Source organism: Desulfosarcina cetonica JCM 12296, assembly GCF_001311845.1.
Lineage (GTDB): Bacteria > Desulfobacterota > Desulfobacteria > Desulfobacterales > Desulfosarcinaceae > Desulfosarcina > Desulfosarcina cetonica.
Window position 1 is genome coordinate 1 of sequence record NZ_BBCC01000165.1, and the last position, 14196, is coordinate 14196.

The 14196-nt window shown below is 56.7% G+C and carries 15 protein-coding genes and 1 pseudogene; 4 read left to right on the forward strand and 12 right to left on the reverse strand.

Annotation, left to right across the window (positions count from 1 at the left end; translation table 11 throughout):
• The 5 genes from JCM12296_RS26210 to JCM12296_RS38960 form a co-directional block, all read right to left on the reverse strand.
• Positions 1-445: substrate-binding domain-containing protein (locus JCM12296_RS26210; protein WP_157067911.1), on the reverse strand; the 445-nt coding region annotated here is incomplete at its 3' end.
• A 38-nt stretch (positions 446-483) separates the two neighbouring features.
• Positions 484-1647 (reverse strand): double-cubane-cluster-containing anaerobic reductase, encoded by a 1164-nt coding sequence (locus JCM12296_RS26215; protein WP_054699404.1) that lies wholly within the window; start codon positions 1645-1647, stop codon positions 484-486.
• Between the two features lie 263 nt (positions 1648-1910).
• Positions 1911-2891, reverse strand: coding sequence for a hypothetical protein (locus JCM12296_RS26220; RefSeq protein WP_157067912.1), 981 nt, complete (start codon positions 2889-2891; stop codon positions 1911-1913).
• Between the two features lie 374 nt (positions 2892-3265).
• Positions 3266-3457, reverse strand: a complete 192-nt coding sequence (locus JCM12296_RS26225) for a hypothetical protein (protein WP_054699408.1) — start codon at positions 3455-3457, stop codon at positions 3266-3268.
• 187 nt (positions 3458-3644) lie between these two features.
• A complete protein-coding gene (locus JCM12296_RS38960; protein WP_157067913.1) occupies positions 3645-3782 on the reverse strand; it encodes a hypothetical protein in 138 nt (45 codons plus the stop codon).
• Between the two features lie 136 nt (positions 3783-3918).
• On the opposite strand from JCM12296_RS38960, the gene JCM12296_RS26230 reads away from it, so the two are divergent.
• The 4 genes and pseudogenes from JCM12296_RS26230 (at position 3919) to JCM12296_RS26245 (ending at position 9798) form a co-directional block, all read left to right on the forward strand.
• Positions 3919-5922 (forward strand): methyl-accepting chemotaxis protein, encoded by a 2004-nt coding sequence (locus JCM12296_RS26230; protein ID WP_054699409.1) that lies wholly within the window; start codon positions 3919-3921, stop codon positions 5920-5922.
• A gap of 308 nt (positions 5923-6230) precedes the next feature.
• Positions 6231-7387: pseudogene (locus JCM12296_RS26235) on the forward strand (acyl-CoA dehydrogenase family protein).
• 67 nt (positions 7388-7454) lie between these two features.
• Complete coding sequence (locus tag JCM12296_RS26240; RefSeq protein ID WP_054699411.1) at positions 7455-9065, forward strand: long-chain-fatty-acid--CoA ligase; 1611 nt, start codon at positions 7455-7457, stop codon at positions 9063-9065.
• A gap of 247 nt (positions 9066-9312) precedes the next feature.
• Positions 9313-9798 carry a PaaI family thioesterase gene (locus JCM12296_RS26245; protein ID WP_054699413.1) on the forward strand — a complete coding sequence of 162 codons (486 nt, stop codon included), beginning with the start codon at positions 9313-9315 and terminating at the stop codon, positions 9796-9798.
• 90 nt (positions 9799-9888) lie between these two features.
• On the opposite strand, the gene JCM12296_RS26250 is transcribed toward JCM12296_RS26245, so the two are convergent.
• The 7 genes from JCM12296_RS26250 to JCM12296_RS26275 all read right to left on the reverse strand — a co-directional run.
• Complete coding sequence (locus tag JCM12296_RS26250) at positions 9889-11181, reverse strand: type II toxin-antitoxin system HipA family toxin (RefSeq protein WP_218188289.1); 1293 nt, start codon at positions 11179-11181, stop codon at positions 9889-9891.
• Positions 11178-11504: a helix-turn-helix domain-containing protein gene (locus JCM12296_RS26255; RefSeq protein WP_213182719.1), complete on the reverse strand. Its 327-nt coding sequence runs from the start codon at positions 11502-11504 to the stop codon at positions 11178-11180. Before JCM12296_RS26255 ends, JCM12296_RS26250 begins: the two co-directional genes overlap by 4 nt.
• A 284-nt stretch (positions 11505-11788) precedes the next feature.
• Positions 11789-12343 carry a carbonic anhydrase gene (locus tag JCM12296_RS26260; RefSeq protein WP_218188290.1) on the reverse strand — a complete coding sequence of 185 codons (555 nt, stop codon included), beginning with the start codon at positions 12341-12343 and terminating at the stop codon, positions 11789-11791.
• Positions 12283-12552, reverse strand: a complete 270-nt coding sequence (locus JCM12296_RS42555) for a carbonic anhydrase family protein (RefSeq protein WP_218188291.1) — start codon at positions 12550-12552, stop codon at positions 12283-12285. Before JCM12296_RS42555 ends, JCM12296_RS26260 begins: the two co-directional genes overlap by 61 nt.
• 101 nt (positions 12553-12653) lie before the next feature.
• Entirely contained in the window at positions 12654-13043 is a 390-nt protein-coding gene (locus tag JCM12296_RS41015) for a hypothetical protein (RefSeq protein ID WP_054699416.1), read from the reverse strand.
• Positions 13044-13072: 29 nt separating this feature from the next.
• Entirely contained in the window at positions 13073-13648 is a 576-nt protein-coding gene (locus JCM12296_RS26270; RefSeq protein ID WP_054699418.1) for a response regulator, read from the reverse strand.
• A 61-nt stretch (positions 13649-13709) separates the two neighbouring features.
• A partial coding sequence (locus tag JCM12296_RS26275) for a sensor histidine kinase (protein WP_172684113.1) occupies positions 13710-14196 on the reverse strand: 487 nt, incomplete at its 5' end.

Sequence of the window (14196 nt, forward strand, 5' to 3'; positions counted from 1 at the left end):
CATAGTTGTCCACGCCGGAATAACCGAATCCGCTGGACTGATAGCGCGCCTGCAAGGCGGGCAATTCCGTGTCCGTGGCGGTGACGATGATGCCCTTGGCGACGGCCTCCTCGATGAACGGCCGGTAGGCATCATCGCCGGGATGTCCCATCACCACGATACCATCGGGTTTGGCGGCCAGGGCTTTCTTGAAATTCTCGATCATGAGTTGGGGACTCCAGTCCGAATAGAACAGCTTGACCGTGCATCCCAGGTCCCGGGCGGCCTGCAGGGCACCGTTCTGGACGATGGTGTTGTAGGTGCCGCCCACCGGCCCGCCGGTGTCGAACCAGATGGTCATCCCCTCGCCCAGGGCTGTCTTGGGCAGATCACCGGCAAAGGCGGTGATCGAAGCGGCCAGAAGGATGCAAAGCGCGGCGACAATGGATAGCTTCCGTGGTTTCATGGGGGAGTCTCCTCTCTGAGGGTATGTGTTGGGCACGTTCAAAGCATTTCCAGGTAAGCCTCGACCCTGACGCGCAGTTGCTCGGTATCGCTCTCGGCATAATCGGTTTCGAGATGCAGGCTGGGCATGCCGAAGCGCTCCTGGACGAAGGCATCGATGGAATACGCTTCGATATTATAGGTATGACAGGCTTGCCAGGTCAGATCGATAACCCCGTCAACCGCAAAATCGGCAATCATTTGCTCGAGCAGGGCGAACCGGCCGGGGTTGGGACTCATCACCGAGCATGGCGTGGCCAGGTATTGTTCGGCCAGGGCGTCCATGGGATCTTTTTCCGCATCGACGACAAAGGCCTGTTTGTATCCGGCACAATTCTCGAAGGCCACCACGTCGGCGCCGCACTGCTCGACGATCTTGACGATCTTGTCGCTGCCCAAGCCGATGGGCACGCCCGTGATCAGAATGCGTTTACGATTCGCGTGCCGCTCGCCCGGCGCCCGCAGGCAACCGTCGACGGCATCTGCCACCACGGCGTCCATCAGGGCAATGCCCTTCTCCTTGTCGGCCAGGAAACCGACCTTGAAGAGAATTTCGATGAGCAGCGATCCGCTCAAGGGGGCCGGCCGGGCCTGGTTGAGATCCATGATCGCCTTGCGCGAGCGGCGCTCGCGGTTCATCAGATCGATGGCCGCGCGCAGGCGTTCTTCGGTGATCGTCACCCCGGTTTGGGCCTCGATGATCGCCTTGAAACGGGATAGCTCATGCCGCCATTGGGAAAGCGCCACGGTCGCATCCTGGCTCTGGGGCAACTGCAGCACATGGGTGGTCTTGTAACGGTTCAACAGCTCGAACATCTTCTTCTTGCCGTCGCAGGTGGTGTCGCCGACAATGATGTCCGAAAATCGGAAAAACGGACAGGTATCGGTCACGGCAAAGCCGAAACTGCTTTTGATCAGGGGGCAGAGATTGCGCGGCAGCATCTCCTCGGCTGTCGCGATGGGATCGTTGCGCGTGCCGCACAGGGGCAAGGGGATGGCATCCGCCGCCACGGCCAGTTCGGTGGGAGAGTAGAGGCAATAAAATCCGATGGCCGCGCGACCACCGGCCTTCAAGCGTTCGATGTCTAAAAGGTTCTCTTCGGTAATCCGCTGCAGCCGGTTCAGAACGGCACGAGAGCCGAGCGGGTCGCCATTGGTGCTCATCGAGGGGATTCTCCTTGTGTCCGGGGAAAATTTTTCTTTTTCACGGCAACCGGAAACAAGTCAAATCGCAAATTCATATGAGCGTGGATACAGCCATCCGTTTTTTAAATGGAAACAAGTGACGTGTTGGTATTCAAACCGGTGGCGAGGGAAGGTTCTTAAAATCTGCCATTTCAATGAAATCCGCTTTTGGGCTCTGAGACAAGGAACCAATAAAGCAACTCTTTTCATCGGATGCGTGGGCTTTGTGCATTAAATCATGACTAAGATTCACCCTCTTTGTATAAAAACGAGTAATGCTTTTTGGCACAATCCGGACAAACACTATGACTCACATCAGCTTGTAAATGTTTTTGAATATAGACATCGACCTGTTCCCAGTAGCCTTTGTCATTGCGGATTTTTTTACAAAACGAGCAAAGTGGCAATATTCCTCGTAACGTTTTGATCTCTTTTAATGCGTTCTCAAGCTCATTGATCAGCTTTTCACGCTCCTGTTCAGCCTTTTTTCGCTCGTCAATCTCACTATTTAGTTTTGCAATCATTGTCTTTAACCCATTGTGAGCGACTTTCAGCTCACTTTGGGAATTTTCCAATTGAATTGATTTTTCCTCAAGATCTTTGTTTTTCCGGCGAAGTCGATCCCGTCCGTGTTTTAATTTTCCGGCCGTAAAAGAAGAGATATAAGCGACAATAAAAAGCAACCCCATCACAACGGCAACTTTAATAAATTGATTCGTCAGCGATCGATTGAAGTGGGGATCGACTTTCAGGCCGGGAATGATGCCCAAACCTTCTAACAATACCACGGAGCAAAAGAAAAAAGCACAGAAACCTGCGATAATAAACGGCACGCTTTGAGGCGCCAGAACCCCCAGATACGCAATCAAGGCGGCATAGATAGGGGTAAGGTAGGTGGCTTCGATTCCTCCCAGTGAATAAATAATGGCGGTAAAGCCCAACGCACCCAGGATGTTGAAAAAAAGACGGACATTGGCGAAGGTGTTATTGCCGGTAACCCGTTTGAGCGTGAAAAGTGTCAGGGGACCAAGCAAAACAAGGAATAGTACCGAGCAACTAACGCCGATAAAATGAGATATCCGTATTTCGTTGACCCAAAAAGCAAATAGAGCGAACAGCCACATGACCAGAGAGCCAACCGATCGGATGGTGACCCCTTGTTTAATGTCTTTTAAACGCATTGCTCGGGAAGTGTCAGGTGATACGTTATCGGAAATGCGCATTTAATCGCCCCGATCAGGTTTACTAATATTTTCAGCATGACCGGATGGTAAACGACCGATAATCGTGCAGATGAAAAGTTTATAACATATACTCATATTCATGGCGAACAAAAAAGCCGTCCGGAACAAATAATCCAGGTTGAGGATTCATGGCTCCGGACTGATACAGTTAATTTGGCATACTGGCGTGAGACGATGCAGGGCGATGGGATCGTTTTCGAAGGATGGTTTTCGGAAGTCTTTTGGTTTTTTTCAGGACTAAACCTGAGGTGTTTTTTACGACCTCAAAAATATCTTCGGGATCAATCTCCAGATGTTCGACCAGATCCTTGGGGATGACGAGGCTTCCTCTGGCGTTAACCCTTATTTTTGTATCAACGTTCTTTTTTTTTACGCGTTTCATTCACTTTTTCAATTTTCTCCAATGCCACCAGCGCATTGTAATAAGCTGTTTTCAAAGCCGATAAGCTTTTAAAATCGAACTTTTCCATAATCACAGATTTTGGCATTCCCATCTCAACGGCCTGAACCAAGGCATTATGCTCCACTAATTTTTTGCGTACCACAAGAACTCCTCTTTTAGTTCAATTCATCAATAATTTTTCATCAATTGGCAAGTTGAATGGCGGATTGTTTTTCCTCCAACACCTTAATCATCCCGCCTTCGCTTTCAAGTTAGCGGTGGTGGATTTTCCTTCCTAAATTGAGAGCTTTCTAAGTTTTACTTTACCCAGGTCGGGGGGACGGAGTCAATCAGATTTCTTTTAAAAGCGCCTTGTTGGTCTCTTTATCGACAATACCCAGGTAGTGCCCCAGGGCCTTGTGGATGGATTTGTGGGCCATGGGGAGGTTTGGCTTGCCACCCACCTTCATCCGGATAAAATTTTTCACGATAGCCATCATATGGACTTATAAAAAATAAATTTCGGCCAATAAGAAAAAGTGCAGATGTTTTAAGAGGAAACCACATGAATGATAATTGCAATCGCCATTTCGCACCTATCCTTACCGAAACGGAGGCCCATTGATGCAGCTTAACCTGAGATCCATTTCCACCAAACTGATTCTTGGCGGTGTTAGTGCCGTACTGATTCCCCTGATCATTGTTGGCTATATATCCTATTCAAAAGCACGGACCGCCCTCTCAGAACTATCGGAGATCCAGGTAGAGGGAATCTCCCTGGATCTTGCCCGGATGACGCGCAATATCCTTGAAATGGAAATGGGCAGGGCCGCCACCATGGCTTCTCAGCAGTTGATCATGGATCTTGCAACGACCGTCAACCAATCGGGCGTGGAAGCGGCAAAGGATCAGGTGGATGGCGTATTCAGGGAATTGAAAAGGCAGTTTTCCACCATGGGAGAGAACTACCAGGGCATCTTCATTACCGACGTTCATGGAATGATTTATACGGGTGTGCTTGAAGATGGCAGTGCTTACAAAAAAATTGACCTGTCAAAAAATCCTGCCTTCGTGAAAGCCAGGGATCGCGGCATGCCCAACATCAGCGAAATGATCATTTCAAAGGCTTCCGGAATGCCCGCCACCAGCGCATTTGCTCCGATCAAATCCGATCAAGGGGCATTCCTGGGTGTCCTGGGAACGGTCATCAAGGCCCACTATTTCACCAACCTGATTTCAAATCGAAAAGTTGGAAAGACCGGATATGGGGTCATGATAAACAACAAGGGCATTGTTTTAGCCCATCCAAAGCCCGAACTTATTCTTAAATTCGATGCCCTCGGCAACGCGGATATGCATGGTTACATAAAAAAAATGGTAAATGGCGAAACGGGCGTTGAGTCGTATGTTTTCAAGGGAACCCCCAAAATCGCCGGTTTCGCGCCTGTGGGGATCAATGGATGGTCCGTCAGCGCAACCCAGGACAAATCCGAGTTTTTGGCGAGCTCGAATACCATCCGCAATGCCAATATCGTTATTACCCTTATGGCCGGCGTCATTATTGGCATCATCGTTCTGTTTGCCGCGCGTTCCATCGTAAGGCCGATTAATGCAGCCGTGGACGGGCTCAGGGACATCGCCCAGGGCGAGGGCGATCTGACCATGCGCCTTCCGGCCACCAGCCGCGACGAAGTCGGTGAACTGGCCCGCTGGTTCAATACCTTTATCGAAAAACTCCAGGGAATCATGAAGGATATCGCCGGTGGGATCAAGACCCTCTCCAATGCCTCGACTGAACTTTCTGCCATTTCCGAACAGATGACGCAGGGGACGGAAATCGTCACCGAGAAATCCAACGCCGTCTCAGCCGCCGCCGAGGAGATGAGCGCCAACATGAACAACGTGGCCGCCGCCATGGAGCAGTCCGCCACCAACACCAACATGGTGGCCGCCGCCGCCGAAGAGATGTCCGCCACCATCGACGAGATCGCGCGCAACGCCGAAAAGGCCCGCGGCATCTCCGACGACGCCGCCCACAAGGCCACCAGTGCCTCCACCAACATGGATCAATTGGGCGTGGCGGCCAACTCCATCGGCAAAGTGATCGAGACCATCACCGACATCTCCGAGCAGGTCAATCTGTTAGCGCTGAATGCCACCATCGAGGCCGCCCGCGCCGGCGAGGCCGGCAAGGGGTTTGCCGTGGTGGCCAACGAGATCAAGGAGTTGGCCAAGCAAACCGCTACCGCCACCCAGGACATCAAGGACAAAATCGAGGGCATTCAGGGGACCACCACCCTGACAGTCGGTCAGATCAGCGAAATCACCCAGGTCATCAAGGACGTCAACGACGTGGTGGCCACCATCGCGACCGCCGTTGAGGAACAATCCGCTGCCACCAAGGACATCGCCGGCAATGTCAATCAAGCGTCACAGGGCATCCAGGAAGTCAACGAAAACGTCAATCAGAGCTCGACCGTTTCGGGAGAGATTTCCAAGGAGATCGCCGGGGTCAGCGTCTCCATGAACGAAATGTCCACCAGCAGCAATCAGATCAACCTTTCCGCCCAAGAACTCTCCACGCTCTCCGATAACCTCAAGACCATGGTCGATCAGTTCAAAGTCTGATATATCAGTTCAAGGTCTGATATACAGATATCCAAAGGCCTTCCCGCGCGGACCACTGCCGCGGGAAGGCCTTTATTATTTTACCCCGTGCGCGCCGCTTCATGTAGGTTTAAACATTACCGCGCATCAGACGGCTGGCCATGTGAAAATCGGTTCCCGTCCGATTGAATCTTTACCCCCGCCATAATAATGTGCAGGCAGTCGCTTAGCCATCGCATGGCATCTGTTTTCCAATTCATGCACCCCCATCCCCGGCGTGCACGCCCGGCATTTCTGGTTCGGGCAATTCAGATAAACAAGGAGGCCACATGGAATTCGCGCTCACCACCGAACAACAACAGATCCAGAAAGCCGTCAGGGATTTCGTCAAAGGCGAATTCGACAAAAGCCAGATCGCCGAGATGGAAGAAAACCACCAGTATCCCGAAAAAATATGGAAGAAAGCCGCCGATCTCGGCTTTATCGGCATCCACTTCCCGGAAGCCTACTCCGGCCAGGGCATGGGTGTCATGGAAAACATCCTGGTGGCCGAAGCCTTGTGCGCCGGTGACAGCACCGTGGGCGCCTGCCTGATCCTGGCCGATTTCGCCTCGGAAATCATCCTGCACTTCGGCAGCGAGGCGCAGAAGAAGACCTGGCTGCCCAAGGTCGCCGAGGGCGAAGTGCTCTCCTGTGGAGCGTTCACCGAACCCGATCACGGCTCGGACATCACCTCGCTCAACACGGTGGCGACCAAGGACGGCGACGACTGGGTGATCAACGGCAGCAAAATCTTCATCACCAACGGCGGCCCGCTGGCCGGTTTCTACAGCGTGCTGTGCCAGACCGACCCCGAGGCCACGCCGGGGTATCGCGGCATGAGCCTGATCCTGGTGGAAGCCGATCGTGCCGGCGTCTCCACCACCGACGTGGGTACCAAGATGGGCATCCGCATGATGCATACCGCCGAGGTTACCTTCAAGGATGTGCGCGTGCCCCAGAGCAATCTGATCGGCAAGGAGAACCGGGGATTCTATCAGGTGCTGGAGTTCTTCGACGAGAGCCGCATCCTCATCGCCGCCCAGGCCTTGGGCACGGCCCAGGGGGCCTTTGACCGCGCCCTGGCCTATGTGAAATCCAGGGAGCAGTTCGGCCGCAAGATCGCCCAGTTTCAGGTGAACCAGCACAAACTGGCCGACATGGCCACCAAGATCGAAATGGCCCGTCTGCTCACCTACAAGGCGGCCTGGAATTTCGATCAGGCCACATCGACCCCAAACTGACCAGCATGGCCAAGATGGCCGCCGCCCGGGCCGCGGTGGAGGTGTGTGACGAAGCCATCCAGCTTTTGGGCGGCTACGGCTACATGCAGGAGTACGAGGTGGAGCGCTTCGCCCGGGATGCCAAGATCACCGAATTGTACGAGGGTACCCGTGAGATCCAGAAGAACACCATCGCCAGCGCCCTTTTGGGCAAACTGAAGTAGGACGGAAAAACGGACAGGCTCCTCATTCATACGTCAACGCAACCACTTTTTTGAAAGGGCTATCATCATGTCTTACCCCTCGGTCAACTATGATGTTCTCACCCCGGTAAATTTTATCGTCCGTAGCGCCATGGTGTTTCCCGACAAGGAAGCGATGGTCTATGGCGATATCCGCCGGACCTACAGCGAGTTTTACGCGCGCGTCAACCGCCTGGCCAGCGCCCTGAAGAAAAAAGGCATCGCCAAGGGCGACAAGGTGGCCTTCATCTGCCCCAACACCCCGCCCATGCTCGAGGCCCACTACGCCGTGCCCATGATCGGCGCGGCCCTGGTGAGCATCAATATCCGTCTGTCGGCCAACGAGGTGGCCTACATCATCGACCACTCGGACAGCAAGGCGCTGTTCGTGGACAATGAGTTCGCCGAACTGGTCGCCCCGGTCATGGATCAGTTGAAGAAGGTGCACACCGTCGTCAACATCTGCGACATCAGCGACGACAAACCGTTGGACGGCCCGGACTATGAGACCTTCCTGGCCGAGGGCAATCCCGATCCGCTGCCCATCGAAGTCGACGACGAGCGCCAGGTGGCCACGATCAACTACACCAGCGGCACCACCGGCCTGCCCAAGGGCGTCATGTACCACCACCGCGGCGCCTATCTCAACGCCCTGGGCGAGCAGTTGGAATTCAGCACCACGGCAAACTCGGTTTACCTGTGGACCCTGCCCATGTTCCACTGCAACGGCTGGTGCTTCACCTGGGGCATCACGGCCATGGGGGCCACCCATGTCTGCCTGCGCAAGGTGGTTCCCGAGGAAATCTTCAAGATCATCGCCCAGGAAGGCGTCACCCACCTGTGCGCCGCCCCGACCATTCTGATCGGCATGTCCGCTTACGCCACCGAGCACAAACTGCACCTGGAAAAGCGTCTGGAGATCATGACCGCCGGCGCCCCGCCGGCCCCCACCATCATCGGCAACATGGAGGGCATCGGCGCCAACATTACCCAGACCTATGGCCTGACCGAGGTGTTCGGCCCCCATAGCGTATGCCAGTGGCAAACCAAGTGGGACGGCCTTTCCGATGACGAGCGGGCCCAGCTCAAGGCCCGCCAGGGGGTTCCCTATATCGTCGCCCAGCACATGGATGTGGTCAACCCGAAGACCATGCAACCGGTGCCGCGGGACGGCCAGACCATGGGGGAGATCGTCATGCGCGGCAACAACGTCATGCTGGGCTACTACAACGACCCCGAGGCCACCGAGACGGCCTTTGCCGGTGGTTGGTTCCACAGCGGTGATCTGGCGGTGATGCACCCGGACAACTACATCCAGATCATGGACCGCAAGAAAGACATCATCATCAGCGGCGGGGAAAACATCTCCACCGTCGAGGTGGAAAACGTCCTCTACCGCCATCCGGATGTCATGGAAGTGGCCGTGGTACCGGTGCCCGACCCCAAATGGGGCGAGGTGCCCAAGGCCTTCGTGGTGCCCAAACCCGGCTCGAATCCAACCGCCGAATCGATCATCGAGTTCTGCAAGGCCAATCTGGCACGCTTCAAGGCTCCCAAGACCATCGAATTTGGCCCCTTGCCCAAGACAGCCACCGGCAAGATCCAGAAGTTCAAGCTGCGCGAAAGGGAATGGAAGGGACGCGAGCGCCGGGTCAACTGATCGCTTGCATTCCGGCCGCCCGGACGCTTGCATGACCCTCCATCCGGCTTTGCCGATCGGAGATGGTCCCATTCCCCGGGACCATCTCCCTTGAAATTCGAAATGCCGGCCAGGGGTTGAAAAAGATCGTTGTCGGTGGCAAAAGAGAAAAAAGGTTTATCATCGCACACCGCTCCTTGCGTGATCCAACCGGTCACGACAACATCACATTTCAGCATCCTGCAAACCAGAGGGGGGAGAAACGTACATGCGTCTTAAAGCATTTCAGGATTACTACCCGGACAACTATGCCCACTGTTACGGCTGCGGCCATCTCAACGAACACGGCCTGAAAATCAAGAGCTACTGGGACGGAGACGAAAGTGTCTGCCAGTTCAGCCCGCGCAGCTACCACACGGGCGGGTTTCCCGATTATCTCTACGGCGGGCTGATCGCCTCTCTGATCGACTGTCACGCCGCCGGCACGGCCGCGGCCGCCAAGGCCCGCGAAGAAGGCATCGACCCTGAGGTTCAACCCCTGGAGCGCTTCGTGACCGCCTCCATCAAGGTCGACTATCTCACCCCCACGCCGGTGGATACCATCGAACTGCGCGCCAAGGTTCGTGAAATCAACGGTCGCAAGGTCTGGGTGGATGTCACCGTCTCGTCCGGCGACAAGGTGCGCGCCAAGGGCGAAGCTGATGATCCAGGTTCCGGACCGGACCCCGAGTTGAAATCGCTATCCATCAGGTAACCGTTGATCGATTTATCAAGCGCCGTCCCCGGCCCTCAATTGCCGGTGACGGCGCTTTGTCAGGGGCACCACAGCTTCAGCGAAACGGTTTCAACCGCAAGGTGGCGTAGATCTGATCCCGCCAGGCCGGCGGAACCCCGGCGGCGTCGGCATAGTCTGGCCAGCGGGCGACGACGCGCTGCACCTGTGCGATGATCGTCTCAGCCGCCCGCGCTTGAGCATGGCCGTCTTGGCACAGGCCCGGAAATCTTCCCGGGTGAAGTCGTCCCGCTTGCCGTTGAGCGTCATCTGATGGCTGGCGGTCCACGCGCCGTCGGGGTTGTAGCTGTAGGTCAAATCAAAGGCCGGCGAGAGCGACCAGGTGCCGTCGGGCGTCATCAAAAAGGCGATATTCTTCACATGGTCGTCCTGGTTGCGGGCCACGACGTTGAAGACCATGCGCCGGAACTGCTCTTCCACCGCATCCATGGAAAGCCCCAGTCGCCGGATGACCAACAGGGCCTGCTCATACGCGTAGGCGCCGGCCAGGTTGAAGTCGAAGTGGGCCATGGCGCACAGCGACTGCATGTGCAGTTTCTCGCCCCGGGGGCCGCGATCGAACCGGCGGGTCATGAAGTGCCGGCGGTCGTTCTCCTCCAAAAGGCGGCACTCGCTCATGCGGATGCCGGCGTCGGTGGCCATTTTCCAATAGGCGTATTCGACGGCACCGTAGCCCTTGGGGTCAGCCAGCTCCTTGTCGCGGTTGCCGCTGACCCCGTCGAACTTGAGCAGCCAGTACTCGAAGCCCTCACCGGCGTCGACCTGGCCGGACCGGACCTCGTTGGTGACCGGGTTCAGGGCGATGATCGCCTTGGCCCGGGCGCCGCCCGCCGATGTGCCCACGCGCAGAATATTGGCCAAGCCCCTGGCTTTCTGCGGACCGGCAAAGGATTCGGCCAGGTGATCGCGCTGACTGAGGATCTCCGATGCCAGGGCCACCAGCCGGTCGACGTTGAGCCGCACCGCGCGCTGGTCACGGGGGCCGATGACCGGCACGAATTCCAAAGCGCCCGTCCCCCGTTTACCCACATAGCAAAGCCGCTCGACGGCGTTGAACGAATCCGCCGAACGCCCCTGGGTGGCCAGCCAGGCATTGATCAGGGCGTTGCCGAAACGGTCGGGCAGCGAATCGGCGAGCAGGCCCGGCAGGCCGTGAAACGTCCCGTAAGCCAACTGCGGAAACGTGTACACCCGGGTGGAAAGCGGCATCGTCAGCGGGGAAAGTTCGATGCCGCTTCGAGCGAAGGCCGGGTCGTATTCGAAGGCCGTCACGCGCTGGCCGTCCTGCAGGGCCACGGCGCCGATGGTGCGCCCCCAGAGGTTGACTTCGGCGGTGGTACTCATGGATCCCAGGTCCAGGGCTTATCCGCGCCCGTTGTCTTGCGACCGGATGAAGCCCGCTGGCGGGTCTTGCCCTTGCGGCCGATCAGGTCCATCGGCCGGAGGCCCGGCTGGGGAATCCACTGCTCGATGCCGGGAATGAGATCCAGTATCCGGCTGATCCGGATCACGCTCACCATCTGGGTCGAGGCCCCCGCCTCGATACGCTCCACGGTGCGCTTGGACACACCGGCCTGGTGGGCCAGCTCGGCCTGGGTCAACTGCCGGTCGATGCGGCAGCGGGCCAGGCGACGGCCCAATTCGGCCAGGATGGCGTCATCGGTCATGAGGGTTGAAAGCTCATTTATCGTCATATCCGTCGATTTTATGGGTTAATATGATTGTTAGTCGTCATAAATGTCGTTTTATATATTACTTTGCAATATTTTTCAAGTCGTCTTTAAAGACGACTTAACGCATACAAACCATTCAATTCGCTATATTTGACGATTTATACCTCAAAAAAAATCAAGGCTATCGTCCGGGTCGGAATAAAAACCACGGGTCCTTCATGGCAAAGGTGACCGTGGTTTTTGTTCCGAAGGGGGATGGGGGATCGTCGGGACACTGGCTATTCGAGAATCGGGCGGGCGTTGATGGGTTGCACCGGACGGTTGTTGGGCCCGTGCATCAGGGCGGTGAAGGCGTCCGCCTGGGCGCTGGATACCGGCAGGGCGTTCTTCATCACGAGCCAAAAAACCCCCTCGGAACACGGCGGCGTGGTCAGGGAGCCGTTAAACCGGTAGTGGTCCTTGGCCGCCGGCAGGAGGGTCATGGGATCGACGGTGGCTTCCAGTTTTTTATGCGCCCCCGCCTTTTTCGGCATCTGCGCCCACAGGGATGCGATCACCGGATTCGCATCCCCCTTGTTGAACATCACGCCGATCACCGCCAGGTTGCCGTCGGCATCAGCGTGCACCAGATGCGCCTCCATGGCAAAGAACTTGCCGTTGACGGTGTTTTCGCTGGGCGTGTGAAAATGAAACTGCTTCAGATGAAAGGTCCGCCCGTTCAGCATGATCTGGTTGCCAGCGGCCAGGTTTACCTGAACGGTGTGCCCGTTGTTCAGGATTTCGGCCTCCGAGGGGCCATAGGCAAACTGGATGGGTGCCAGTTCGGTGTCCATGCGCCGGTAATATCGATGGGCGCCTGGTTCTTACCCTTGGCGCACATCTCGAATGTCGGATCCAGCGCGCCCCAATGGGCCGGACCGACGTCGCCGGTGTACCCCCAATGCGCACCACTTGAGGAAGCATTTGCCGTTGCGGCGACGCCGAAAACCATCACCATGACAAAGAGACCGGCCGGCACCCATGACAATCGATCGATTTTCACCAAAGGGACCTCCTTTTCGTAATAGATAACGGCAAGATAAACGATTTTCGCACGGGTTTCAAGTCTTCCTGTGGACGATGGCGCGTTCGACGGCCGGTGGGTCAACGGCGGGCCGAATAGTCGTCGATGAGTTGCTTGAATGCCTCGGCGTCACTCTTTTCCAATTTGTCGAGCAGCGCCCGCGCCCGTTCCTGGAGACGCTCTTTTTTGGACGCCTTTACTTCCGCCACCCGGGCATGCAGGGTTTTCAACGCTGCCAGCGCATCGATCCGCCCCTCATCCAGGTCCAACTGATCAATGATGGACAACAGCACGTCCGTAAGCACGCCGATCTGCCGGCCATAGGAGGCCACCTTCTGGAAAACCTCCCGCTCGATCTCGCCGTCACCGACCTCGGCGCCAATGCTTCCGAAAAACCAGTCGGGCTCGATTCGCTGGTTGACGTCACCGCTGAGCGGAAAATTGATATTGGATTGCAGCCATGGCAACATGGGTTAGCCCTCCTTGATTCATATTGGCATCAAACCCCGATATCGCGCACCCGGGGATCGTTTTTCAAACGGGCCTGAATTCCGCGGCCCACCTGCCAGTTGCGGGAGAAGTCGGACCAAAAAGTCTCGTCCTTGGCCTTCCAGTCCGGCCCGAAACGCTCGTCGAAGTAGCCGCCCAACCGGTCGAAAAGCAGTTTCCAGGGCGGTTTACCGGCCGCCTGGGCGCCCAGGAGCGCTTCCAGCAGGTCGTCCAGGTCGATGAGGGTCTCCTTGGGCAGATAGGAGATGGCCCCCTTGCGGATGGAGGCCATGAGGGTTTCCGGATTGACCGCATGGGCGGTGAGCATCACCGTGGGGATGCCCATGGCCACGGCCTCGTCCAGGAGCGTCAGGCCGTCCACGCCCATGATGTCGAGAATGGCCAGATCGTAGCGGCCGGTGCGGATCTTCGCCGAAGCGCTGTCGTAGTCGCGGGCCGTGTCCACCTCGGCCATGTCGAGGATGTCGACGATGGTTTCCAAAATGTCGTTTTCATCGTCCACGGCCAAGATTCGTTTTCCGGCCAAAATTCCCTTTCCGGAAAGATGGTTGGATTCGGCAGTCATGTTCTTTTCCTTTGTTTGGCTGTTATTGGGAAGTTCGCCCCTTGCAACGGCACGCCCCCGGTCACTCGCATGCCATGGCCACGGAATTCAGGGGCAGCATCAGCTTGAACCGGGCACCACTGCCCGGCCCGGCCGTAACGGTAATGTCGCCGCCCATGCGGCGGGCCAGGATCCGCGCCCCGGCCAATCCCAGGCCGTGGCCGCTACGGGAAGGCAGGGCATTGGCGTTGATGCGCGTGTAGCAATTGAAAATCAGCTCGCTGTGCGCCGCGGCAACGCCGGGCCCATCGTCGGTCACCGCCAGGCAGAACCACTCATCCTGGCGGCCCAGGCGGATATCGATCCGCTGCCGGCGGTACTGCAGGGCATTTTTGATCAGATTGCCCACGATCTGCCGGAATTTGTTCTCATCCAGTTCCAATTCCAGGCAGCGGTCGTTGTCGGCACAGTCGATGGCGATACCGAGGCGATCAAGGGTGGGGGGGGAGAAAACCGTCTCACCGGTTTGGGCGAGCGTTTCCCATGAACGGGTCGCGGTCTCGAGGCCT